The organism is Streptomyces sp. HUAS YS2 (assembly GCF_033343995.1).
GTDB classification, from domain to species: Bacteria; Actinomycetota; Actinomycetes; order Streptomycetales; family Streptomycetaceae; genus Streptomyces; species Streptomyces solicathayae.
The window spans coordinates 822169-844978 of sequence record NZ_CP137573.1 but is presented as its reverse complement, the minus strand read 5'-3'; the positions used below and the strand labels follow the sequence as shown (position 1 = coordinate 844978).

Annotated in this window: 18 protein-coding genes; 12 read left to right on the top strand and 6 right to left on the bottom strand. The window is 73.0% G+C overall.

Annotated features, from left to right (window positions below; translation table 11 throughout):
• Positions 1-43 precede the first annotated feature (43 nt).
• Positions 44-658: a phosphatase PAP2 family protein gene (locus tag R2D22_RS04010; RefSeq protein WP_318101269.1), complete on the bottom strand. Its 615-nt coding sequence runs from the start codon at positions 656-658 to the stop codon at positions 44-46.
• Positions 651-1994 carry a diacylglycerol/lipid kinase family protein gene (locus tag R2D22_RS04005; protein WP_318101268.1) on the bottom strand — a complete coding sequence of 448 codons (1344 nt, stop codon included), beginning with the start codon at positions 1992-1994 and terminating at the stop codon, positions 651-653. The genes R2D22_RS04010 and R2D22_RS04005 overlap by 8 nt, the downstream gene beginning before the upstream one ends.
• 165 nt (positions 1995-2159) lie before the next feature.
• Here R2D22_RS04005 and R2D22_RS04000 point away from each other — a divergent pair, with 165 nt between their 5' ends.
• Together R2D22_RS04000 and R2D22_RS03995 are read left to right on the top strand one after the other, a co-directional pair.
• Positions 2160-2558: an STAS domain-containing protein gene (locus R2D22_RS04000; protein WP_318101267.1), complete on the top strand. Its 399-nt coding sequence runs from the start codon at positions 2160-2162 to the stop codon at positions 2556-2558.
• Between the two features lie 100 nt (positions 2559-2658).
• Positions 2659-5685: a hybrid sensor histidine kinase/response regulator gene (locus R2D22_RS03995; RefSeq protein WP_318101266.1), complete on the top strand. Its 3027-nt coding sequence runs from the start codon at positions 2659-2661 to the stop codon at positions 5683-5685.
• A 30-nt stretch (positions 5686-5715) separates the two neighbouring features.
• Here the strand turns inward: R2D22_RS03995 and R2D22_RS03990 are convergent, their stop codons facing one another.
• On the bottom strand, positions 5716-8013 hold the full coding sequence (locus R2D22_RS03990; protein ID WP_318101264.1) for a SpoIIE family protein phosphatase: 2298 nt from the start codon (positions 8011-8013) through the stop codon (positions 5716-5718).
• 144 nt (positions 8014-8157) lie between these two features.
• On the opposite strand from R2D22_RS03990, the gene R2D22_RS03985 reads away from it, so the two are divergent.
• From R2D22_RS03985 to R2D22_RS03975, 3 genes are read left to right on the top strand one after another with little or no spacing between them, the layout of a single operon-like run.
• Positions 8158-8580: a DUF3040 domain-containing protein gene (locus tag R2D22_RS03985; RefSeq protein WP_318101262.1), complete on the top strand. Its 423-nt coding sequence runs from the start codon at positions 8158-8160 to the stop codon at positions 8578-8580.
• A 26-nt stretch (positions 8581-8606) separates the two neighbouring features.
• Positions 8607-8924 (top strand): hypothetical protein, encoded by a 318-nt coding sequence (locus R2D22_RS03980; protein ID WP_318101261.1) that lies wholly within the window; start codon positions 8607-8609, stop codon positions 8922-8924.
• 33 nt (positions 8925-8957) lie between these two features.
• Complete coding sequence (locus R2D22_RS03975) at positions 8958-9887, top strand: glutaminase (RefSeq protein ID WP_318101260.1); 930 nt, start codon at positions 8958-8960, stop codon at positions 9885-9887.
• A gap of 14 nt (positions 9888-9901) precedes the next feature.
• On the opposite strand, the gene R2D22_RS03970 is transcribed toward R2D22_RS03975, so the two are convergent.
• Both R2D22_RS03970 and R2D22_RS03965 read right to left on the bottom strand, forming a co-directional pair.
• A complete protein-coding gene (locus R2D22_RS03970; RefSeq protein WP_411976970.1) occupies positions 9902-11209 on the bottom strand; it encodes a serine hydrolase domain-containing protein in 1308 nt (435 codons plus the stop codon).
• A gap of 72 nt (positions 11210-11281) precedes the next feature.
• A complete protein-coding gene (locus tag R2D22_RS03965; RefSeq protein ID WP_318101259.1) occupies positions 11282-13012 on the bottom strand; it encodes an FAD-dependent monooxygenase in 1731 nt (576 codons plus the stop codon).
• Between the two features lie 157 nt (positions 13013-13169).
• Between R2D22_RS03965 and R2D22_RS03960 the strand changes: the two genes are divergently transcribed.
• Complete coding sequence (locus tag R2D22_RS03960; protein ID WP_318101258.1) at positions 13170-13973, top strand: N-formylglutamate amidohydrolase; 804 nt, start codon at positions 13170-13172, stop codon at positions 13971-13973.
• Between the two features lie 42 nt (positions 13974-14015).
• On the opposite strand, the gene R2D22_RS03955 is transcribed toward R2D22_RS03960, so the two are convergent.
• Complete coding sequence (locus R2D22_RS03955; RefSeq protein ID WP_318101256.1) at positions 14016-14360, bottom strand: MazG-like family protein; 345 nt, start codon at positions 14358-14360, stop codon at positions 14016-14018.
• Between the two features lie 88 nt (positions 14361-14448).
• On the opposite strand from R2D22_RS03955, the gene R2D22_RS03950 reads away from it, so the two are divergent.
• The 6 genes from R2D22_RS03950 to R2D22_RS03925 all read left to right on the top strand — a co-directional run bounded on the left by R2D22_RS03950 (position 14449) and on the right by R2D22_RS03925 (position 22740).
• Positions 14449-15042 carry a TetR/AcrR family transcriptional regulator gene (locus R2D22_RS03950; RefSeq protein WP_318101255.1) on the top strand — a complete coding sequence of 198 codons (594 nt, stop codon included), beginning with the start codon at positions 14449-14451 and terminating at the stop codon, positions 15040-15042.
• A 142-nt stretch (positions 15043-15184) separates the two neighbouring features.
• On the top strand, positions 15185-17254 hold the full coding sequence (locus R2D22_RS03945; protein WP_318101254.1) for a galactose-binding domain-containing protein: 2070 nt from the start codon (positions 15185-15187) through the stop codon (positions 17252-17254).
• 232 nt (positions 17255-17486) lie between these two features.
• Complete coding sequence (locus R2D22_RS03940) at positions 17487-19868, top strand: collagenase (protein WP_318101253.1); 2382 nt, start codon at positions 17487-17489, stop codon at positions 19866-19868.
• Between the two features lie 94 nt (positions 19869-19962).
• On the top strand, positions 19963-21027 hold the full coding sequence (locus tag R2D22_RS03935) for a proline racemase family protein (protein WP_318101252.1): 1065 nt from the start codon (positions 19963-19965) through the stop codon (positions 21025-21027).
• A gap of 23 nt (positions 21028-21050) precedes the next feature.
• On the top strand, positions 21051-21983 hold the full coding sequence (locus R2D22_RS03930; RefSeq protein WP_318101251.1) for an ornithine cyclodeaminase family protein: 933 nt from the start codon (positions 21051-21053) through the stop codon (positions 21981-21983).
• 40 nt (positions 21984-22023) lie between these two features.
• Positions 22024-22740 carry a GntR family transcriptional regulator gene (locus R2D22_RS03925; protein WP_318101250.1) on the top strand — a complete coding sequence of 239 codons (717 nt, stop codon included), beginning with the start codon at positions 22024-22026 and terminating at the stop codon, positions 22738-22740.
• The last annotated feature ends 70 nt before the right edge of the window (positions 22741-22810 follow it).

Below are 22810 nucleotides of genomic sequence, written 5' to 3'. Positions count from 1 at the left end.
CCCTGGTCCTCCTCCGTCTCAGGGTGCGCCGTGCACGGGCCGCTCACATCTCGGAGCGGTGCGGAGAGGCGTACACGACCGTCAGGGACATCGCCGCCGCCGCGAAGCCGATCACAGCCCCGGCCGCGACGTCGCCCGGGTAGTGCACGCCGGTGTGGACGCGGGAGTAGCCCACGGCGACCGCCAGGGCCGCGAGCGGCACGGCCGCCGGCGGGAGCGCCACGCCCACGGCGGTGGCGAACGCGACCGCCGAGGCCGTGTGCCCGGACGGGAAGGACGCCGACGCCGGCATCCGCACCTGCCGGGCCACGATCACCCGGGCCGCCTCCCGGTCGGGCCGACGCCGGCGGACCATCCGCTTGCCGAACAGGTTCACCGTCACCGAGGCCAGCGCGATCGCGCCGGCGCCGGCCAGCGCCGCCCGACGGGGACGGCCCGGCCCCAGCGCCAGCAGGCCGGCCACCGCCAGCGAGATCTTGGAGTGGTCGGCCGTACGGGACAGCCGCCGCAGCGCGCGATCGAGCGTCGGCGTGGGCGTGGCGGCCACGGCCGCGTACAGCGCGCCGTCGATCGCCCGCAGGTCGCCGAGTACGGCGGCGACGGCCGTCTCGGTGCGCGGGGTGGGCCCGGCGGGTGCTGTGTCGTTCGGTTCAGACACGGTCTTCTCCTCGGGAGGTGCGCTCGGGCCGGGTGAAGGCGAGGGTGACGATCAGCCGCCAGTCCAGGCGCGGCGCGGGGGCCACGACGCCCGGCCGGTCGCGCGGCACCACGACCCGCAGCCCGCCCGGACGCAGGGAGCAGGTCACCGGGGCGGGCATCGTCAGGGCCTCGCCGTCCACCGCGACCGGAATCTCGTCCGTCGCGGCGCTCACCACGACCCGCCGCGCGGTGAGCACGTTGAGGCCGGGGGAGGCGGAGCCGCGTACGGCGAGGGCGGCGGCCTGCGCCGCACCCTCCACCCGGATCCCCACCACCCCCAGTTCGCCGCTGTCGAGGCGCGGCCTGCGGCCGCCGCCGAACGGGTCGGGGGAGTTGTACGGGTTGTTGCTGACGAGCAGCGCCTGCTGGTCGGCCAGCTCGGTGTCGTCGGCGAGCGCGTCGAGCCGCCGGACGCCCTCGCCGATCAGTAGGTCCGGCATCAGGTTCAGCGCCGTGCCCGCCTTGTCGTCGCGGTACTCGGGACGCTGCACGACGTCCGCGTACACCCCGAAGGACACCGTGTTGACGAACGGCCGGCCCGAGACGTCGCCCAGGTCGATGCGGAGCTCCTCGCCGTCCGTCAGCGCGTCGAGGCAGCGGGACGGATCGGCCCGGTCGAGCCCGAGGTCCATGGCGAAGTGGTTGCGCGTCCCCGCCGAGACGACCAGGAACGGCAGCCCGTGCTCCGCGGCGACCGCCGCGACCAGCGCCTGGGTCCCGTCGCCGCCCGCCACCCCCAGCAGGTCGGCCCCCTCCGCCACGGCCCGGCGGGCCAGTTCCGTCACGTCCGTCTCGACGGACGGGTCGAGCAGGATCACCGTCGCGCCGAGCTTCGCCGCCCGCTCGACCAGCCCGAAGCGGCCGACCTTCCCGCCCCCGGACTTCGGGTTCATGATGATGACGGCCCTGCGCGGCCGGGCCGCGGTGATCGTGCGCGGCCGCGCCGTGGGAAGCGCCCCGCGCAGCGCCGCCCGCGCGAGCGCGAGCGCGGCGACCCAGAGCGCGCACGCCACCAGCGCCGTCACCCAGCTGCCGCGCTTGACGTCGATGAGCACGACGCCGACCGGAGCGGCCAGCGCCACCAGTGCCCCCAGCAGACGCATCGCGCCGTGGTGCGCCACGAACCACCAGGCGCCGGCGGCGCACAGCACCAGCCCGACGAAGCCCGCGACGAGGATCAGCGCCCCGCCCTCGCCCAGGGCGAGCACCAGGACGACCACCGTGGCCACCGCCATCAGGACGGCACAGCGCGCGAGGAGCCGGGCGGCCCGCCGCTCGGTTTCGGAAGTCCTCATCGTCGTCCTCCCCACGTCGTCCACGTCGTCCTCATGCCCATGCCCTGCGGATCCATCCTCTCCCTCCTGGGGCGCAGGGCGTCCCGGTGGCGCCGTCCGGGTGAGTCGAGCGGGCGAATCCGGGCAGGGGCCATAGGGGAGTCCGACTGACAGGTGCGAGGAGAGATGCAGCCGATGGAGGCCGGTCCGGACGGGCGGTTCGCGGTGGCGAGCAGGACCGCGGGCGGCCCCGGCAGGATCGTGCTCGCGCTCAGCGGCGAGCTCGACGAGGACACCGTGGACGCGCTCCGGGGCGCGCTGTACGCCGCCCCCGGCGCGGGCCACGTCGTCGTCGACTGCTCCGCGCTGCGGTTCTGCGACTCCAGTGGCCTCAACGTGCTGCTGCGCGCCCGGCTGCGGATGCGCGAGCGGGGCGGCCGGCTCGACCTCGCGGACCTCCGCCCCCCGGTGGACCGGATGTTCGAGATCACGGGCGCGCGCTCCGTGTTCCGGGTGTACGAGAGCGTGGCCGCGGCCCTGGCCGCCGGACCCGGCGACGGGCCGGAGCCGCCGTCCCGAGCCTGATCCGCGGGCCGGTCCTAGAGTGGAGGCAGGGCGGACCGCCGCGGACCGATGCGACCACGGGGCCGTACTGCGCGCCGCGACCGCCCGGCGCGAGGCATCCATGACAGAGCACGGACCACCTCCCGACGGACCACCTCCCGGCGGCGCCCTTCCGGCGCGGCCGGAGTCCGGCAGGGAAGGGCTCCGGCAACTGCTCGCCGGACTCACCGCCGTACGGGACGGGGACCTCTCCGTGCGGCTGCCCGATCCCGCAGACCCCTCCGACGCCGTGCTCGGCGAGATCGTGCTGGTCTACAACGAGATGGTCGACCGGCTCTCCCTGCTCACCTCCGAGGTCACCCGCGTCGCCGGCGAGGTCGGCGGACAGGGCCTGCTCGGCGGCCGGGTCCGTGAGCCGCGGGCCAGGGGCGCGTGGCAGGAACTCACCTCCGGCGTCAACGCCATGGCGGACAACCTCACCTCCCAGGTCCGCTCCATCGCCCAGGTGGCCACCGCGGTGGCCCGCGGTGACCTCACGCAGAAGATCCGGGTGGACGCGCGCGGCGAGATCCTGGAACTGAAGGAGACCATCAACACGATGGTCGACCGGCTCTCCTCCTTCGCCGAGGAGGTCACCCGGGTGGCCCGCGAGGTCGGCACCGAGGGCAACCTCGGCGGGCAGGCGACCGTGCACGGCGTCTCCGGCACCTGGAAGGACCTGACCGACAACGTCAACTCCATGGCCGACAACCTGACCAACCAGGTGCGCAACATCGCCCAGGTCACCACCGCCGTCGCCCAGGGCGATCTGACCAGCCGGATCGACGTCTCCGCGCGCGGCGAGATCCTGGAGCTCAAGACCACCATCAACACGATGGTGGACCAGCTGTCGTCGTTCGCCGCCGAGGTGACCCGGGTGGCCCGCGAGGTCGGCACCGAGGGCCAGCTGGGCGGCCAGGCCGAGGTGGAGGGCGTCTCCGGGACCTGGAAGCGGCTCACCGAGAACGTCAACGAACTGGCCGGCAACCTGACCCGGCAGGTCCGCGCGATCGCCGAGGTCACCAGCGCCGTCGCCGAGGGAGACCTGACCCGGTCCATCACCGTCGAGGCGCCCGGCGAGGTCGGGGACCTGCGGGACAACATCAACTCGATGGTCGAGTCGCTGCGCGCCACCACCCGCGCCAACCAGGAGCAGGACTGGCTGCAGACCAATCTCGCCCGGATCACCGGCCTGCTGCAGGGCACCCGCAACCTGCCCGAGATCGCCTCCCTGATCATGGCCGAGGTGCCGCCGCTGGTCTCCGCCCAGTACGGGGCCTTCTTCCTGGCCGGCGAGGACGAGCGGGGCACCGAGCTGGTGGTGATCGCCTCGTACGGGGCGCCGGACGAGCCGGACGCCGAGCCGCGCCGCTTCCGCGTCGGCCAGTCCCTCGTCGGGCAGGCCGCCCGGGACCGCCGGGCGCTCCTCGTCGAGCAGGTGCCCGCCGGGTACGCGACGGTCGCCTCGGGCATCGGCTCCGGCGAGCCGGCCACCCTGATCGTGCTGCCGATCGTCGTCGAGGACCAGGTCCTCGGCGCCGTCGAACTCGCCTCGCTGCACCCGTTCACCGCCCTGCACCGCGACTTCCTGGACCGGTTCACGGACAGCGCGGGCGCCGTGCTCAGCTCCCTCGTCGCCAACCTCCGCACCGACGAGCTGCTCGGCCAGTCCCGTCGGCTCGCCGACGAACTGCGCTCCCGCTCGCAGGAGTTGCAGGCCCGGCAGCAGGAACTCCAGCGCTCCAACGCGGAACTGAAGGAGAAGGCCGCGCTCCTCGCCCAGCGCAACAAGGACATCGAGTCCAAGAACCGGGTCATCGAGCAGGCCCGCCAGGAACTGGAGGAGCGGGCCCAGGAGTTGTCCCGGACCTCGATGTACAAGTCCGAGTTCCTCGCCAACATGAGCCACGAACTGCGGACCCCGCTCAACAGCCTGCTGATCCTCGCGCGGCTGCTCTCGCAGAACCCCGAGGGCAATCTGACGGAGAAGCAGGTCGACTACGCCGAGGTCATCCACTCCGCCGGCTCCGACCTGCTGCAGCTGATCAACGACATCCTCGACCTCTCCAAGGTCGAGGCGGGCAAGATGGACATCCGGCACGAGCCGTTCTCGCTGCGCCGGCTCCTGGAGTACCTGGAGGCGACCTTCGGGCCCGTCGCCGACGAACGGGCGCTGGAGTTCACCCTCAGCGTCGCCCCGGACGTCCCGGAGGAGCTCACCACCGACGAGGAACGGGTCCGCCAGATCCTGCGCAACCTGCTGTCCAACGCCCTCAAGTTCACCGACGAGGGCGGGGTCGTCGTCACGGTGGAGTACGCCCCGGCCGACGAGCCGCCGGTTGACCTGCGAGGCGACCGGCCCGTCCTGGCCTTCCGGGTCACCGACACCGGCGTCGGCATCCCCGCCGAGCGCCTGGCGCACATCTTCGAGGCGTTCCAGCAGGGCGACGGCACCACCGCGCGCCGCTACGGCGGCACCGGCCTCGGTCTGTCCATCAGCCGAGAGGTCGCCGGACTGCTCGGCGGCACCATCCGGGCCGAGAGCACCCCCGGCCGGGGCAGCCGGTTCACCTTCTACCTCCCCGACCCGACGTCGGCGGCGGCCCCCGCCCCGTACGCGACGGGCGGCCCCGGCGCGTTCCGCACCGCGCACCCGCCCGGCATCGCGAGCCCGGCCCCCGAGGACGCCTCGGCGTCCGCGTCCCCCGCCCCCGGCACCGAAGGCGCCCCGGCCGGGTCCCGCCGGACGGTCCTGGTGGTCGACGACGACCCCCGCAACGTCTTCGCGCTCACCGAGGTCCTGGAGGGGCACGGCCTGCGCGTCCTCACCGCCGACGGCGGCAGGGCCGGCGTCGACCTGGTCACCGCGCACTCCGAGATCCGGCTCGTCCTCATGGACGTGATGATGTCCGGCATGGACGGCTACGCCGCCATCAAGGCCATCAGGCGACTTCCCGGCCGCGCCGATCTGCCCGTCATCGCCGTCACCGCCAAGGTGATGCCCGGCGACCGCGCCCGCGCGCTGAACGCGGGAGCCGACGACTACCTCGCCAAACCGGTCGACGGGACCGAGCTGATGGAGAAGATCCGTACCTGGCTTCCGGACTGACCGACCGTCACGGGTGCGGCGGTGCCGACCTCAGGACTCTTCGTCCGGCGCCTCGTCGCCCAGCCGTACCACGACGATGCTGGTGTCGTCGTCGGTGTCCCCGGCCGCCGCGCCCAGCAGCCCGTCCACCAGCCGGTCCACCGGCTGGTCCGCCAGCCCCTCCGCCGCCGCGGCGAGTTCGAGCAGTCCCGAGCCGAGCCCGTCGTGGCGGCGCTCGACCAGCCCGTCGGTGTACAGCAGCAGCGTGTCGCCGCGCCGCAGCATGGTCCGCCGCTCCTGGTAGGCGAACGACGGCAGTGCGCCGAGCAGGATGTCCTGCGGCGGGTCGAGCAGTTGGGCCCGGCCGTCCCGGATCAGCAGCAGCGGCAGATGACCGGCGCTCGACCAGTGCAGCGCCCGGTCCTCGGGGTCGTACAGCGCACACACCGCCGTCGCCGTGGTGCCGTTGCCGGTGCGCAGCGTCACCTCGTTGAGCCAGCCCATCAGCCGGCGCGGCGGGTGCCCGGTGAACGCCAGCGCCCGCCCGGCGTTGCGCAGCGCGACCATGCCGGTGACCGAGTCGATGCCGTGCCCCGCGATGTCGCCGACGGCCACCAGGATCTTGCCGCTCGGCAGCGGCAGCACGTCGTACCAGTCGCCACCGACCTGGTACTCCTCCGCGGCCGGCCGGTAACGGACCGCGACCTCCAGACCACCGGTGAGCTCCTGGACGCCGGGCACCTCCGGCACGATCGCCTGCTGCAGCTGGAGGGCCAGCTGACGGCGCATCTCCGCCTGGTTGCGCACCTCGGTCAGGTGGTCGAAGGTCGCGGTCAGCGCGGCCTCGGTGCGCAGGCTGTCCGACACGTCCTGGTAGACCCCGGCGAACCCGGTCACCGCGGTGCCTTCGAGCAGCGGCTGCGCCGCCACGCGCAGATGGCGCACCGCCCCGCCGGGCACCACGATCCGCAGCACCGCGTGCGCGCCGGTCTGCCGTTCGGTCAGCGTTCGGAGCAGCTCGGTGAGCGCCTCGCCGTCGCCGCGGTGCAGCCGGCCCCGCATCCCGAGGAGGGGGACCGGCGGCTCGTCCCGGCCGACGCCGAACAGCGCGTAAGCCTGCTCCGACCAGACCGTGCCGCCTCCGGTCAGGCTGTCCTGGAAGGTGGCCACTCCCTGCAGCTGCGCGACCGCCCGGTCCGTCGCGAGCCGGGGGTCGCCGGCCGTGTGCCACAGGACGACCGAACGCTCCTCGCCGCACGGCAGCACCCGGACGTCGATCAGGGGCACGCCCTCGCCCGGCTGGGCGGCGGCGGGGAGCCGGGCCGCCCGCTGGGTCCGCGCACTGCGCTCGGCCAGCCGGACGAGCCGGGCGAGGTCCTTGTGGACCAGCGGGAACGCGAGCGTCAGCGAGCCGAGGTCGGGGAATTCGGCGCCGTCGAGCGCCGCGACCGCCGCCTCGTTGAGGTGCTCCACCGTCGGAGTGCCGGACCGGCCGTGGGTGCGCAGCAGCATCGCCGGATGCACCAGGGCGTCGAGGACGTCCGCCAGCACCGGGGTGGCGGACTGGGGGGAGTCCGCGCCGTCCAGGACCGTGGCGGCGACCTCCAGGAGACCTGTGATCGCCCGCCGCACGGGCGCGTCGAGCACGGCGGTGCCCGGCCAGCCGACCAGGGCCAGGCCGAGCGTCGTGCCGTGCCGGCGCAGCGGCACCAGCGCCCGGGCCGCGTCCGGGGACGGGCCGGGCAACGGCTCGCCGCCCGGCGGACCCTCGTCCAGCCAGGCGGGCGTGCCCTCCGCGAGCACGGAGCGGAACGGCTCCGAGACCGCCGGGGGAAGCCACTGCCAGGCCGCTGCCTCGGAGGCGCCCACCCCAGCCTGCCCGGCGAGCCGAAGGCTCCGCGACCCGGCGCTGCGCCACAGCCACAGGCTGTCCGCGCCGAGCGGCGCGAGGCCGCCTTCGAGCAGGGCGCGGGCGGCCTCGCCGACGGTGTCCGCGGTCTCGGCCGCCGCGGCAGCCCTGCGTTCCCTGCGGGCCTCCTCGGAGCGCGCGGGAGCCGGTACGGGTGCGGCCTCCGGCGACGGCACGGTCACGGCGGGAGCGTCCCCGGCGACCGCGTTCACGATGTCCGCGGCGATGTCCGCGACGGAGAGCCCCGTCGCCCGCGCGAGGCTGTCGAGGTGCTCGGTCGCGTCGGGCAGGGGCAGGTGCAGCTGGGCGGAGAGGACGCCGGTGGCGAGGTCGAGCAGGTGACGGTGCGCGGCCTCCGCCCTCAGCCGCCGGTTCTCGGCGGCGAGGTCGGCGTACGCGGACTGCGTCCGGGCCCCGGACGGCCCGGCAGAGCTGGTCACGACGACCTCCGTTCTGCCACGGGGCATCCCGGAACGAGCGCGTTCTCCGCTCCCGATTTTACGCGTGCGGAAGCCACCGTTCCGGGTCTGAGCCGGGCGGTACGGGGTATCTGCTGGGCAGCAACTGGTGCATCAGCAGCAGCGGTGGCGGCGGCGTCCGGCCGGCGGGCGCTGCCGGAGCAGGAGGAGGTGTCCGGGATGGACGACGCCCGGCTCTCGCAGCGCGAGCGACGGATCCTGGCCGAGATCGAGCAGGCCCTCAGCCGCGACGACCCCCTCGACCGCAGCCTGCGCACCATGCGCCGGCGGCACTGGAGCCCGGGACGGGCCGTGGCCGGAGTCGCGTTCCTGGGTGCGGCGACGGTCACCCTGCTCGTGGCCGCCGTCGCCACCGCGGAACCCGCCCTGGTCTGGGCGTTTGCCGCGGCATGGGTGGTGACGCTGGTCTGCCTGCTGCGTCTGGTGATGAGCTGGTCGAGCCGACGGCTGGCCGCCAGGGCGGCGCGCAGCCGCGGCGCGGGCCGGGAGAAGGACGGGAGCGAGGGCGGCCCGTCCGCGAGCGCGTGAGGGGGATCCGACCCTAGGATCGGCCCATGGCCAAGCGCACGGACTCGCACCTGTCCCTGTGGTCCCGGGACTCCTTCCTCTCCATCGGTTCGGTGGGTTCGACGCTGTCCATCGGCTCCGTCGGGTCCTTCCTCTCCGTCGGCTCGGTCGGCAGCGCCCTGTCGGTCGCGTCGGTCGGCTCCTGGGCGAGCCTCGGCTCGCTGCTGTCCGCCCAGTCCTGCTGGTCGGTCATGTCCTGGCGCTCGAACAAGGGCGTCATGGCGGCCGGCTCGGCGGTCCTGCTCACCGGGGCGGTCGCGGGCGCGCTGCTCCTCACCACCCGGGATCGCCGCGGTCGTCCCTAGCCGGTTCCCCGCCGAGGACGTCGTACGGGCAGAATGGCGATCATGGTGCTGCAGTCCTTCCGCCCCGTCCTCGACACGATCGCCGAGGAGATCGCGAACCTCGACGGACGCGGTCGCCCCGCCGACTACATTCCCGCGCTCGCCGCCGGCGACCCACGGCACTTCGGCATGGCCGTGGCGGATCTGGACGGCACGGTGTACGGGGTGGGGGAGTGGCAGCGGCCGTTCTCCACGCAGTCCGTGACGAAGGTCTACACCCTCGCCCTGGCGCTCGCGCACGAGGGCGAGATCCTCTGGGAGCACGTCGGGCGCGAACCGTCCGGCAACCCGTTCAACTCCCTCGTGCAGCTCGAGTACGAGAACGGCATCCCGCGCAACCCGTTCATCAACGCCGGCGCGCTCGTCGTCACCGACCGGCTGCATCGCCTCACCGGCGACGCCTCCGGCGCCCTGCGGGACTTCCTGCGAGCCGAGAGCGGCAACGACGGCCTCGACTTCGACAGGGACGTCGCCGCCTCCGAGACCGCCCACGGCGACCGCAACGCGGCTCTGGCGCACTTCATGGCCTCGTACGACAACATCACGACCCCCGTGCCGACGCTGCTCCGTGAGTACTTCCGGCAGTGCTCGATCGAGGCGTCCTGCGCCGACCTGGCCGTGGCCACCGGCTTCCTGGCCCGTCACGGCATACGCGCGGACGGCACCCGCCTGCTCACCCGCAGCCAGGCCAAGCAGGTCAACGCCGTCATGCTCACCTGCGGCACGTACGACGCGGCCGGCGACTTCGCCTACCGCGTGGGCCTGCCGGGCAAGAGCGGCGTCGGCGGCGCGATCATCGCCGTCGTCCCCGGACGCTGCACGCTCTGCGTCTGGAGTCCCGGCCTGGACGCCCGCGGCAACTCGGTCGCGGGCGTCGCGGCGCTGGACCGCTTCACCACCATCACGGGCCTCTCCGTCTTCTGACTTCTGACGCCCGCTCAGGAGGACGGCGAAGCAGGGGTGGGTGAAGCGGAGGCCGGCGGTCTCGGCAGGTCGAAGACGTGGTCGGGGGTCACGATCCTGGTGATCGCCTCGCCGAAGAGGGTGCTCGGTTCGACGCCCTCGTCGAGGATGTCGGTGTTGAGGAGCACGACCAGGGTGGCCTGTGCCTCGGGCAGATAGACCGTCAGGGACTCGTAGCCCGGCAGCGAGCCGTTGTGGCCGATCCAGCCCTGGACGTCGAAGATGCCGAGGCCGTATCCGGAGCCGGGGACCGTCTGCGGGGCCTCCAGGCGCTCGGCCTGGGTCTCCGGGCTCAGCAGGGTGCCGGTGGCGACGACCCGGGCCCAGGTCCGCATGTCCTGGAGGTTCGAGATCATCGCGCCCGCGGCCCAGCCCCAGGAGGGGTTCCAGTCCGTGGCGTCCTCGACGTCACCGGACGCCGTCTGGTTGGTGTAGCCGTGCGCGTGCGGGCTGGGGAACGCGGCGTCCGTCGGGAAGAGGGTGTGCCGCAGCCCGGCCGGCTGCACGACGTTCTCGTCGATGTACTCGTCCAGCGGCATGCCGCTGACCTTCTCGACGACGAGCCCGAGCAGGATCGTGTTGGTGTTGCTGTACTCGAACTCCTCACCCGGCTGGAAGTTGACCGGGTGCTTGAACGAGTACGCCAGCAACTGCTCCGGGGTGAACGGCTGATCGGGGTCGCTCGTGAACGCGTCGAAGAAGTCCTCGTCCGCCGTGTAGTTGAACAGCCCGCTGCGCATGCCGGCGAGCTGCCGCAGGGTGATCTTGTCCCCGTTGGGGACCCCGTCGACGTACTTGTCGATCGTGTCGTCCAGTCCCACCTCGTCCTCGTCCACGAGTTCGAGCAGCGCCGTCACGGTGAACGTCTTCGTCTCGCTGCCGATCCGCATGTAGAGCCCGGGGTTCATCGGCGCCCCGGTGGCCTTGTCGGCCACGCCGAAGGAGCGGATGTACGTACCCTTGCCGGGCGCCGACAGGGCGACCATGACGCCGGGCACGTTCGCCTGCCGCATGACCCGCTGCACTGCGGCGTCCAGCTTCGCGGTGACGGCCGGGGTGAGTTCCGCGAACTCGGTGTCCGAGGGCGCCGGAGGTGGCGTGGGCGACGGCTGTCCGGTGAACGCGGCCACGGGGGCCGCCGGGTCGGTCATTCCGTACGCCGCTCCCGCCGTGACCGGAACGGCCAGCGTTCCGGCCGTGACCAGGGCCACGCAGAGCCTGGACCAGCGCGTCTGTGGATACCTCACGGCAGCCCTCCTGCCGGCCGAGGACGACACTCCCATCCAGGCTAGGCCCGGGCCCGGGTCCCCGCGCGGCGAGTTCCAGGTGCCGCGCGGGCGACCCTGTCCCGGCCCTCAGGTCCGGAAAACGGTCGCGAGATGCGCGGCGAGCCGCTGCTCGCCCGGCGGCGCGATCCGGGCGCCCAGGTACCCGTCGGGCCGCACCAGGAAAGCCGTTGGGGTGCTCACCGCGTAGCGCAGGGCGAACTCCCCACGCACGTCGCGGTACAGGGGCAGCCGGGTCCCGTCCGCCGACGACGCCGCCGCGAAGGATTCGCCGTCCGCGCCCGCGAGCACGGCGCACGCGTCCGTCCGACCGCGCGTCAACAGCCGTGCCGCGTCCGCGAGTCGGCGGAACCCGGCGACCGATCCGGCGTCGCCCTCCCCGTACAGGACGAGGACGTGCCCGCGCTCCCGGAGGAGGTCGTACAGCCGCAGCGGGTACGCCGCGATGTCCCCGGCGAGGCCGCCGCAGTCCGGTGCGCGGTCGCCGGGCTGCGGCCCGGTCCCGGCCTCGACGACGAGGTCCGGCGGGCCGACGATCGGGCTGCCGCGGTAGCCGACGAGGAGCTGCGCCTCGCGCAGCATCAGCGTCACGGGGTCCTCCGGGTCGGCCTGTACGCCCTCCGCCGCGTGCCGGACCGTCCGGCCGACGACCTCCTCGCCGACCGGCCGCCGCTCGACGTCGTAGCTGGCGAGCAGCCCGGCGTGCGCGCCGCCCTCGACCGCCAGGGCGAGCTTCCAGGCCAGGTTGTACGCGTCCTGGATGCCGGTGTTCATCCCCTGCGCGCCGGTCGGCGGATGGATGTGCGCCGCGTCCCCGGCGACGAACACCCGGCCCTCGCCGTACCGGTCCACCAGGCGGTGGCTGATCCGGAACACCGACGACCAGCGCAGCCGTGTCGCCGTCACCGGCCGCGGCGCCAGCCGGTCCAGGACGGCCTGGATGTCCGCAACGCCGGGGGCCGCGCCGCCCGCGAGGCCGTGCGCCACCCCACCACCTTCCTCGGGCCCGCCCTTCCGCAGCCCGGCCCCGTCCGGTGCGGAGAACTCCGCCGGCGCCGTCATCGACACGCGATAGCGGCCGGAGCCCGGCAGCGGGATGCACACGAGCACGTCGTCGACCTCGCCGTCCGCGTCACGGTGCATGGAGCGCACGCCGTAGCCGGCCGGCAGGTCCCAGCCGACCTCCACGTCGCCCAGCATGTACGTCGCGGGGAACGCGCTGCCCTCGAAGGACAGCCCCAGCCCCTTGCGCACGGCGCTGTGCGCGCCGTCGCAGCCGACCAGGTACCGGCAGCGGACCTCCTCCTCGACCGGCTCGGCCCCGTCGTCCCCGTCGTCGTCCGACACCAGGCGGGCGGTCACGCCGTCCGCGTCCTGCTCGAACGAGAGCAGGGCCGTGCCGCGTTCGACCTCGGTGCCGAGGCGGGCGAGGAGCTCCGCGAGGATGCGCTCGGTCTCGTACTGTGGCAACGCGGCGAATCCGTACGGCACTTCGGGCGGCAGGACGAGGTCGATCCGGGCCTGCTCCGCGCCGTTGACGTACACGAGCTGGCCGCGCATCGGCACGGCCGCGTCGAGGACCGGGCGTACACACCCCATCCGGTCCCAGACCTCCAGGGTACGCGGCTGGATGCCCACGGCCTTGGCGAACGGCATCCTGGCCCGCAGCCGGTCCACGATCCGCACGTCGATCCCGCGTCTGCGCAGCTCCGCCGCCGCGGTGAGCCCGACGGGCCCGGCCCCGACGACCAGTACGTCCGGCGAGAGGTCGCCACCGCTGTTGCTCCTGGACTCGCGCATCCCGGCGCCTCCTGATGTCGGCCCCTCCTTCATGGTCGGCCGCGCGGCCCGGCGCTGCACATCAGGGGCGCCCGGCGACCGGCCCCCGCCGCCGGGCACTCCGGGGGGCCGCCGTACGTTTCCGCACCGGCAGCGCCCCCAGACGACAAGGACCTCGATGAGCAACGCGACGGAGCCGTTCCGGCTCCTCGCCGGCGACCCCGGCTCTCCCGTCATCCTCCACGTGCCGCACTCCTCGCGGGTCGTCCCGGAGGACGTGCGCGCGGACATCCTCCTCGACGACCGCGCGCTGGAGACCGAGCTGGACCACATCACCGACGGGCACACCGCGGAGATCGCGGCCGTGGCGGCCGACCGGGCCGCGCTGCGGCCGTGGCGGTTCGTCAACGGTCTTTCCCGCCTGGTGATCGACCCCGAGCGGTTCCCCGACGAGCGCGAGGAAATGCTGGCCGTCGGCATGGGCGCGGTGTACACGCGCACCACCCACCGCGAGCCGCTCCGGCGGCCGGACCTCGACGGATCGCCGCTGGTCGAGCGGTACTTCCGACCGTACGCCCGGGCGATGACGGAGGCGGTCGCCGACCGGCTCCGGGCCGTGGGCCGAGCGGTGATCGTCGACGTCCACTCGTACCCGACGGCGCGCCTCCCGTACGAGCTCCACGGCGAGGGCCCGCGCCCGCCCGTCTGCCTCGGGACGGACGCGTTCCACACCCCGGAGTGGCTGCTCGGCGCGGCCCGCAAGGCCTTCGAACAGCTGGGGGAGACGGGCCTCGACAGCCCTTTCGCCGGCACGTACGTCCCGCTGCGGTACTACGGCCAGGACGCCCGCGTCACCGCCCTGATGGTGGAACTCCGCCGCGACGGCTACATGTACGAACCGGGCGGCCCCGCCCACGACGGACTGGCCCCGACCGCCGCGGCCCTGGCCGCACTCGTCGACGCCACGTCCGGACCGAGCTGACCGACACGAGCTCCCGCGGCACGCGCCCGCACGTCCCTGCGGCTAGGCGTCCTCGGGCCCGGGCAGGAACGCGGCGGACTTCTGGGCGAGCACGGCGTCGAAGTGCGGGCGTGCCTGGTCGCCCAGGAGTCTGGCCAGGGCGACCATGCCCGTGATCACGCAGTCGGCGACCTCGTCGCGGACGTCTTCCCACGAATGACTGTGCCCCTTGCGAGGGTTGGTGCCCCGGGCGCCGATCACGGCCTGCGCCGCCTCCCCGACCTCCTCGGCCAGCTTGAGGATCTGGAGCGACCACTGTTCCTCCCGCGCCATGCCCCGTGCGTCGTCCCACGCGGCGAAGTGCTCGGCGAGACGGCCGATCGTCTCCCACGGGTCGGTGCTGTCCATCAGGTCTCCTCGGATGCGTGACGGCGTTGCCGGAGAAACGCTCTCAGACTGCTGCGGTTACCCTGTCGGCCGGACGCGAGGAGGAATCATGGCGCGGATGCCGTCGGCCGAACGACGCCGTCAGCTGGTGGAGGCGGCGATCAGGGCGATGACCAGGGACGGTGTCGCCCGGACGACGACCCGCTCGATCTGCTCCGAGGCCGGCGTCTCGCTGAGCGTCTTCCACTACTGCTTCGACTCCAAGCAGGCGCTGCTCGAAGCCGCCATCGAGGCGATCACCGGCAACTACGTCGCCCGCGTGATGTCCGCCGTCGAGCTGAGGAGCACCCTGCGGGAGACCGTGCGCGGCGCGCTCCAGACGTACTGGGACCACGTCACCGCCCACCCCGGCGAGCACATGCTGACCTACGACCTCACCCAGTACGCCCTGCGCGAGCCCGGGTTCGAGCATCTCGCGCGCGCCCAGTACGAGCAGTACGTGGCCTCTGCGGCGTCGCTGATCGAGCAGGTCTGCGTGGGGCGGGGGATCAAGCCGCGGGTTCCGCTGGACCTGCTGGCCCGGTGCCTGGCGGCCGCGATCGACGGGCTCACCCTGCAGTTCCTCGTCCTCGGCGACGAGCGGGCCGCCGACGCGCTGCTCGACACCACCGCCGACCAGATGGTGGCCCTCATCGAGGGCTGAGAATTTCTGAACAGGTCATTTGACCCGGACTATTGACTCACTGCTCGTTCGTCGCGATCCTCTGGCGTTGAGTCACTGTTACCGCCAGAAACACCCGGTGGCTCGAGGAAGGTCCCCCCTCAAGCCGAAGGCGTCACTGACCATGATTCGACCCAACACACGCGGGGCCGGTGTCCGGCTCCCGCTGTTGTCCTTGTTCCTCGCCCTGGCGGCCGTCCTCTTCGGCGCGGCGCCCGTGCCCGCGGCCGACGCGGACGGCTCGTGGTGGGAGCCCACCGCGCGTCCCGCGGCGGACTCCCAGATCAACGTCACCGGCGCTCCGTTCAAGGGCAAGGACGCGCAGGGCAAGGTGCGTGGCTTCGTCGACGCGCACAACCACCTGATGTCCAACGAGGGGTTCGGCGGCCGCATGATCTGCGGCCAGACGTTCTCCGAGCAGGGCATCGCCGAGGCGCTCAAGGACTGTCCCGAGCACTACCCCGACGGCTCCGGTGCGCTCTTCGAGCACCTGACCGGCGGCGACAACGGGAAGCACGACCCGGTGGGTTGGCCCACGTTCAAGGACTGGCCCGCCCACAACTCGCTGAGCCACCAGCAGAACTACTACGCCTGGGTGGAGCGCGCCTGGCGCGGTGGACAGCGGGTGCTGGTCAACGACCTGGTCACGAACGGTCTGATCTGCTCGCTCCTGCCGCGGGACCGCACCTGCGACGAGATGACCGCCATCCGTCTGGAAGCCCGTAAGACCTACGAGCTGCAGGACTACATCGACAAGATGTACGGCGGTCCGGGCAAGGGCTGGTTCCGCATCGTGACCAGCTCCGACCAGGCCCGGTCCGTGGTCGAGCAGGGCAAGCTCGCCGTGGTCCTCGGCGTGGAGACCTCGGAGCCGTTCGGCTGCAAGATGATCCTCGACGTCGCCCAGTGCGACGCGGCGGACATCGACCGAGGACTCGACGAGCTGTACGACCTCGGCGTGCGCAGCATGTTCCTGTGCCACAAGTTCGACAACGCGCTGTGCGGCGTGCGCTTCGACTCCGGAACCACCGGTGTCGCGGTCAACATCGGTCAGTTCCTCTCCACCGGAACGTTCTGGATGACCGAGAAGTGCGCCGGTCCGCAGCACGACAACCCGATCGGCCTGGCCGCGGCGCCGCCCGCGATGGCCGAGAAGCTGCCCGCCGGGGTGAGCGTGCCCTCGTACGCCTCGGACGCCAAGTGCAACAAGCGGGGCCTGACCAGGCTCGGCGAGCACGCGCTGAAGGGCATGATCGACCGCGGGATGATGCTCGAGCTCGACCACATGAGCGTCAAGGCCGCGGGCAGGGCGCTCGACATCCTGGAGTCCCAGGAGTACCCGGGTGTCATCTCCAGCCACAGCTGGATGGACCTCGACTGGACCGAGCGTCTGTACAAGCTCGGCGGGTTCGTCGGGCAGTACATGAGCGGTGCGCAGGGCTTCATCGGCGAGGCCGGCCAGAAGGCCGCGCTGCGTGAGAAGTACAAGGTCGGCCTCGGCTACGGCACCGACATGAACGGTGTCGGCGGCTGGCCGGGTCCGGTCGGTGAGGGCGCGCCGAACGCCGTGAAGTACCCGTTCCGCAGCTTCGACGGCGGATCGGTCATCGACCGGCAGGTCACCGGTCAGCGCACCTGGGACATGAACACCGACGGGGCCGCGCACAACGGTCTCGTCCCGGACTGGGTGGAGCAGATCCGGCTCAGCGGTGGCCAGAGCGTCGTCGACGAGCTGGCCGGTGGTGCGGAGTCGTACCTGACCACGATGAAGCGCACCGAGCAGCACGAGCCGGGCGTCAACCTCGCGGCAGGGGCGCCGGCCTCGGCCAGTTCGACCGAGTGGTGGAACCCGTTCGTGACCTACGCGCCGTACCGTGCCACCGACGGTGACACCGGTACGCGCTGGGCCAGCGAATGGTCGGACGACCAGTGGCTGCAGGTCGACCTCGGTGCGGTTCGCCGGGTGGGCCGGGTCACCCTCGACTGGGAGCGGGCGTACGCCCGGGAGTACCGCATCGAGGTGTCGGAGAACGGCTCCGACTGGCGCACGGCGTGGTCCACCGAGGCGGGCGACGGCGGGTACGACACCGCCGAGTTCCCCTCCCAGTCGGCTCGTTACGTCCGTGTGCACGGTGTGCACCGGGCGACCGACTGGGGGTACTCGCTCTACGAGATGAAGGTCCAGCGGGCCTGACCGCAGGGCTGAACACGGCGCGCCCGTCGGAGCTTTCGCTCCGGCGGGCGCGCTGCGTCGTGCGAACTGACGGGTGCACAGGTCTTGTCAGTGCAATTTCACATTACTATGTTACAGCTCACGCAACGGCGCCCACCCGTTCGTCAACGACCGGACGAATCAAGGGTGTTCGCCCCGCGCGCCTTGCTCCACGCACCACTTCCCCCACTTCTCCTCAGACCAGGAGTCCTTGGTGTCCCAGCACAGAGCTGTGCGCTCGACCCTTCTCGCCACCGCCGTCACGGTGGCCCTCGTCGCCTCCACCGGGCAGGCCGTCACCCAGGCCGCCGAGAGGCCGACCGCGACGCAGACCCCGGGCTCGCCGGGCGCACTCGCCGCGCCGAGCGCCGCCGCGCCCGCCACCGCGCCCAACCCCTTCGACGAGGTGGACCGGCTCGCCGCCGCCAAGCCGTTCAAGCCCTCCCCGGCTCCCGCCCCGGGCGAAGTCCGCGACCAGGGGCGGGTGTTCGGCCCGGCCAGGACCGGAGTCGAGGCCGGAGCGAAGACGGCGATGCCGTCCCGGTCCGCTGCCGCCCGCACCGCGGCCGGCGTGCCCTGCACCCTCGACGGCATCACGAACCTCGCCCCCGAGCGGTTCGCCGACTTCCTCGCCGACCCCGCCGTCACCACCGAGGGCTGCCTGCGCGGCCTGATATGGACCTGGGACGCGCGCCTCGCCCCGGTCATGTCCGATGCCCACGTCCAGGCCGTCTCCCGCCGGATCTCCTCCCTCGCCGCCGCGCACGACGGCCGCAACTCCTCCCATCTGGAGGAGATGTTCACCTACCTGCACGCCGTGGCGTACCACGACTTCTCCCGCACCGAGATCGACGTCACCGACGCCCCCACCGTCGACGCGATGCGCCGCGCGATCGCCGACTTCGGCAACGCCGCCCGCACCTTCGACGTCACGCCCACCAACGCCTCCACCCTGCGCGAGGCCCTCTACGCGGGCAGCGCCCCCGGACTGCGGCAGCACCAGCTCGGGCTCATCAAGAAGGTCCTGGCGACGATGGACGCCGCGCACCCGGCGACGAACCAGGACCCCACCTGGGCGGGCGGCGCGCTGGCCGCGCTCTCGGTCAACTACCTCGGCGTCTACCCCGGCAACCGGGACACCGCCTTCCACGCGGCGGTCGCCGCCGACCCCGCCTACCGCGCCGCCTTCCGGGCGTTCTCCGGCCACACCCACCTGAAGGGCACCGCGAACGCCTGGGTGGTCCGCGACGCCCTCTCCGAGTACGGCCGCTTCGGCCAGATCGACGGTCTCGAGGCGCAGATCGTCCCGGACCTCGGCGCCCTGCTCGGGCCCGTCGAGTCGGCCTTCGGCACCGGCAGCCAGCCCTGGGCCAAGCTCGTCGGCTGGCTCAACTTCTTCGACGCGTGCGCGCCGTACGGCGTCTGCAAGGCGGACATCGAGAAGCGGATCTTCCCGTACACGTACACCTACGACAACGGCGCCATCAAGGTCCGCACCGGCCTGGACCGCGCCACCGTCGACCAGCTCTACTACGCCTCCAAGCAGGTCAAGGCGCAGTTCCACCGCGTGCTCGGTACCGAGCAGCCGCTCGCCGGGGACCCGAACTCCACCCTCAACATCGTGCTGTACGCGTCGCGCGCCGACTACGAGATCTACCACCCGATCCTGACCGGCTACGACACCAACAACGGCGGCATCTACATCGAGCGCGGCGCGACGTTCTACACGTACCAGCGCCGCGTCCCGCAGGACTCCTCGCTCACCCTCGAGGAGCTCTTCCGGCACGAGTACACGCACTACCTCAACGGCCGTTACGCCGTGCCCGGATTCTTCGGCGAGGGCCCCTGGTACGAGGGCGACCGCACCACCGCCATGGACGAGGGCACCGCCGAGTTCTTCGACGGCGCCACCCGCGACAACGGCATCGCCGTCCGCAAGTCCCTGGTCCGCAGCGTCATCGCCGACACGGCGGGCGGCGGCCCGCGCATGAGCGTGGAGCAGCTCCTCAACGCCACGTACGAGGGCGACGGCTTCCGTTTCTACTCGTACGCGGGCACGTTCTTCGAGTTCCTGTGGACCGAACGGCCGTCCCTGCTCCGCGAGATGTACACCCACCTGCGGGCGAACGACGTGGCCGGGTACGACTCCTGGCGGCACCGCCTCGGCGCGGACAGCTACCTCCAGCGCGACTACGACCGCTTCCTCGACGCACAGATCGCCAAGGTCGACGAGCTGTTCGTGCCGAACACCACCTACACGCCCAACGCACAGCTGCGTGACGCGACGCCCGCCGCCGTGCGGTCCGCCTTCGCCGCCGCCACGTCCAACACCCCCGACTGCGTGGAGAACGGCGACCCGGGCAAGCGCCGGTTCGTCTGCACGGGCCGGATCACCGCCAACCTGACGGACTGGCGCAGCGAGGACAGGGTCTTCAAGGACATGTCCGAGACGGTCGACTACTTCATCCTCGACCGGGCCGGCGCGGCCACCAACAACCTGGCCGACATGAACTGCTCCTTCGGACCCGTGGACATCTGGGACACGAAGGTGGCCGGCACGTCGGACTTCCGCTGCGAGGGCCCCCTGCGCAGCTGACCCACCGTCCGATACCGGCCCGGGAGGGGTAGTCCTGTCGGGACGCCCCCTCCCGGGCGCCGCGCACTGTCGCCCGCACCAGCCGAAGGACAGCATGAGCACCCGACACGCCCGTTCCCCCGTCACCGCCGTCCGCACCGCCGATTACCACACCGCAGGAGAGCCCTTCCGGATCGTCGACCTCGCGGCCGGCGGACTGCCGCCCGTCGCCGGGGACACCGTGGCCGAGCGCCGCGCCACCCTCCTCGGCCCGGCGGGCGACGGCACCAGCCCGCGCCCCGGCCCGCTGGACGACGTACGCCGACTGCTCGTCCAGGAACCACGCGGGCACGCGGGGATGTACGGCGGCTTCGTCGTGCCGCCGGACGACGACGGGGCGCACCTGGGCGTGCTGTTCTGGCACAAGGACGGTTACTCGACCGCCTGCGGTCACGGCACCATGGCGCTCGGCGCGTGGGCCGTGGACTCCGGCCGCGTCGCCGCCCGTGCCGACGGCGACGTCCAGGTCCGGATCGACGTACCGTCCGGGCGGGTCACCGCGACCGTGCACCGCACCACGGGCCGGACCACCGGCGTGACCTTCCGGAACGTCCCGGCCGTGGTCACCGCCCGCAAGGTCCCCGTCGCCACGGGCGCGGGCACCGTCGAGGTCGACATCGCGTACGCCGGCGCCTGCTACGTCTCGCTCCCCGCGAGCGCCCTCGGCCTGTCCGTGGAGCGGGCCGCACTCCCCGAACTCGTGCGGGCGGGCCGGGAGATCCGCGCCGCGCTCGCCGGACACCCCGCCACCCTTCATCCGGACGGCCCGGGGCTCTCCGGGGTGTACGGCGTGATCCTGTACGAGGAACTGCCCGACACCCCCTCCGGGCCGCGCCAGCGCAACGTCACCGTCTTCGCCGACGGCCAGATCGACCGCTCGCCCTGCGGCTCGGGCACCTCTGCCCGGATCGCCCTGCTCGCCGACGAGGGACGCCTCGCGGCCGACGCGGTCCTCACCCACGAGTCCGTCGTGGGAACGGTGTTCACCGGACGGGCGGTCCGTGCGGGCAGCGGACCGGACGGCCTCGTCACCGACGTGACGGGCACGGCCCACCGCACGGGCGAGCACCTGTTCACCCTGGACCCGGACGACGGCCTCGGCGCCGGGTTCCTGCTGTGAGGCCCGGCCGCGACGGGCCGCGTGTGATCGACGCCGCGGCGGTACGGCGGCTGCTCCGTCCGGCCGACGCCGTGGAGGCGCTGGCCGAGGCACTGTCCGCGGGGCTGGACCCGGAGGCCGAGCCGGCGCGCACCGCCGTTCCCGTCCCCGCCGGTGAACTGCTGCTCATGCCCGCCGCGTCCGGGTCCTGGGCGGGCGTGAAGATCGCCGGGGTGGCGCCGGGGAACCCGGCCCGCGGCCTGCCCCGCATCACCGGAAGCTACCTGCTCCTGGACGGGACGACGCTGACCCCGCTCGCCCTCGTCGACGGCGCCGCGCTCACCGCGCTGCGCACCCCGGCGGTCTCCGCCCTCGCGGTTCGTCACCTGGCCGCACGAGACAGGCCGTTGCGGCTGGTGCTGTTCGGATCGGGGCCTCAGGCGTACGGGCACCTGGACGCCCTGCTCGCCGTACGGGACGTCGCCGAGGCGGTGGTGGTCTCGCGGGACCCGGAGCGCGGGGACGCCCTCGCCGCGTACGCGCGCGGGCTCGGTGTGCCCGAGTCCGGTACCGGCGCCCCCGAGGACGTGGTCGGCGCGGACCTGGTGGTGTGCTGCACGACGGCGCGCACCCCGCTCTTCGACGGGCGGCTGGTGCCCGACGGGTCCGTGGTCGTGGCGGTCGGCTCGCACGAGCCGGAGGCCCGGGAGACCGACACCGTGCTGGTGCGCCGGGCCGAGGTGTACGTCGAGTCGCGGGCGGCGGCCCTGCGGGAGGCCGGCGACCTCCTGATCCCCGCGGCCGAAGGGGCGTTCGTGCCCGGGCGGGTCGCCGGGACGCTCGCCGACCTGGTGGCCGGACGGCTGCCCGACCGCGGGCCGGTGACCGGGCCGCGGTTCTTCAAGAGCGTCGGCATGGCCTGGGAGGATCTCGCGGTGGCGGTGGCTCTGTACCGGGCCGCTGGCAGCGAAACGTGACATTGTACGCTGTGCCTCCGCGAGTTCTCGGAGGTTGAGCGTGGGTGACCTGAAGCAGCACAGTCTCATCAAGGCGCAGGAGCGGCTCCGCGACCAGGTCGGGCACGCCCTCCGGGCGGCCCTGATCGCCGGCGAACTGAAGCCCGGCGGCGTGTACTCCGCGCCCGGACTCGCCGCCGAACTCGGTGTGTCGGCCACCCCGGTGCGCGAGGCCATGCTCGACCTGGCGCGCGAGGGCCTGGTCGAGCCGGTGCGCAACAAGGGCTTCCGGGTCACGGAGGTGAGCGAGCGGGAACTCGACCAGTGCACCGAGCTGCGCATGCTCATCGAGGTACCGACGGTCGGCCGGATCACCGAACTCGCCACGACCGAGCAGCTGGAGGCGCTGCGCCCGCTCGCCGAGGAGATCGTCGCCAACGCCCGGGCGCACAACCTGATCGGATACCTGGAGGCGGACCGCCTCTTCCATCTCACCCTGCTCGGTCTCGCCGGCAACGACCGTCTGGTGGAGACCGTCGGCGACCTGCGCAAGCGCTCCCGGCTGTACGGGCTCACCGGGCTCGACGAGGCGGGCAAGCTGGTCTCCTCGGCGGAGGAGCACGCGGAGCTCCTCGACCTGATGATCGCGCGGGACGCGGCGGGCGCGGAGGCCTGCATGCTCCGCCACCTCGGCCATGTCCGCTCACTGTGGGCCGAGGCCCGGGACGAGCCGGTCGAGCGGCCCACCGGCCGGCTCGGAGCCGTGCGCCGGGGCTGATCCGCCCGAGCCTGTGCCCCGGTCTCCCCATGGAGGCCGGGGCACATGCGTGTCCCAACGAGCTTGCGCT

Excerpts from the sequence above, each read along its gene's own strand:
- R2D22_RS04005 (WP_318101268.1), bottom strand. The coding sequence starts at position 1,994 with ATGAGGACTTCCGAAACCGAGCGGCGGGCCGCCCGGCTCCTCGCGCGC.
- R2D22_RS04000 (WP_318101267.1), top strand. The coding sequence starts at position 2,160 with ATGCAGCCGATGGAGGCCGGTCCGGACGGGCGGTTCGCGGTGGCGAGC.
- R2D22_RS03995 (WP_318101266.1), top strand. The coding sequence starts at position 2,659 with ATGACAGAGCACGGACCACCTCCCGACGGACCACCTCCCGGCGGCGCC.
- R2D22_RS03980 (WP_318101261.1), top strand. The coding sequence starts at position 8,607 with ATGGCCAAGCGCACGGACTCGCACCTGTCCCTGTGGTCCCGGGACTCC.
- R2D22_RS03975 (WP_318101260.1), top strand. The coding sequence starts at position 8,958 with ATGGCGATCATGGTGCTGCAGTCCTTCCGCCCCGTCCTCGACACGATC.
- R2D22_RS03970 (WP_411976970.1), bottom strand. The coding sequence starts at position 11,209 with ATGGGAGTGTCGTCCTCGGCCGGCAGGAGGGCTGCCGTGAGGTATCCA.
- R2D22_RS03965 (WP_318101259.1), bottom strand. The coding sequence starts at position 13,012 with ATGCGCGAGTCCAGGAGCAACAGCGGTGGCGACCTCTCGCCGGACGTA.
- R2D22_RS03960 (WP_318101258.1), top strand. The coding sequence starts at position 13,170 with ATGAGCAACGCGACGGAGCCGTTCCGGCTCCTCGCCGGCGACCCCGGC.
- R2D22_RS03955 (WP_318101256.1), bottom strand. The coding sequence starts at position 14,360 with ATGGACAGCACCGACCCGTGGGAGACGATCGGCCGTCTCGCCGAGCAC.
- R2D22_RS03950 (WP_318101255.1), top strand. The coding sequence starts at position 14,449 with ATGGCGCGGATGCCGTCGGCCGAACGACGCCGTCAGCTGGTGGAGGCG.
- R2D22_RS03945 (WP_318101254.1), top strand. The coding sequence starts at position 15,185 with ATGATTCGACCCAACACACGCGGGGCCGGTGTCCGGCTCCCGCTGTTG.
- R2D22_RS03935 (WP_318101252.1), top strand. The coding sequence starts at position 19,963 with ATGAGCACCCGACACGCCCGTTCCCCCGTCACCGCCGTCCGCACCGCC.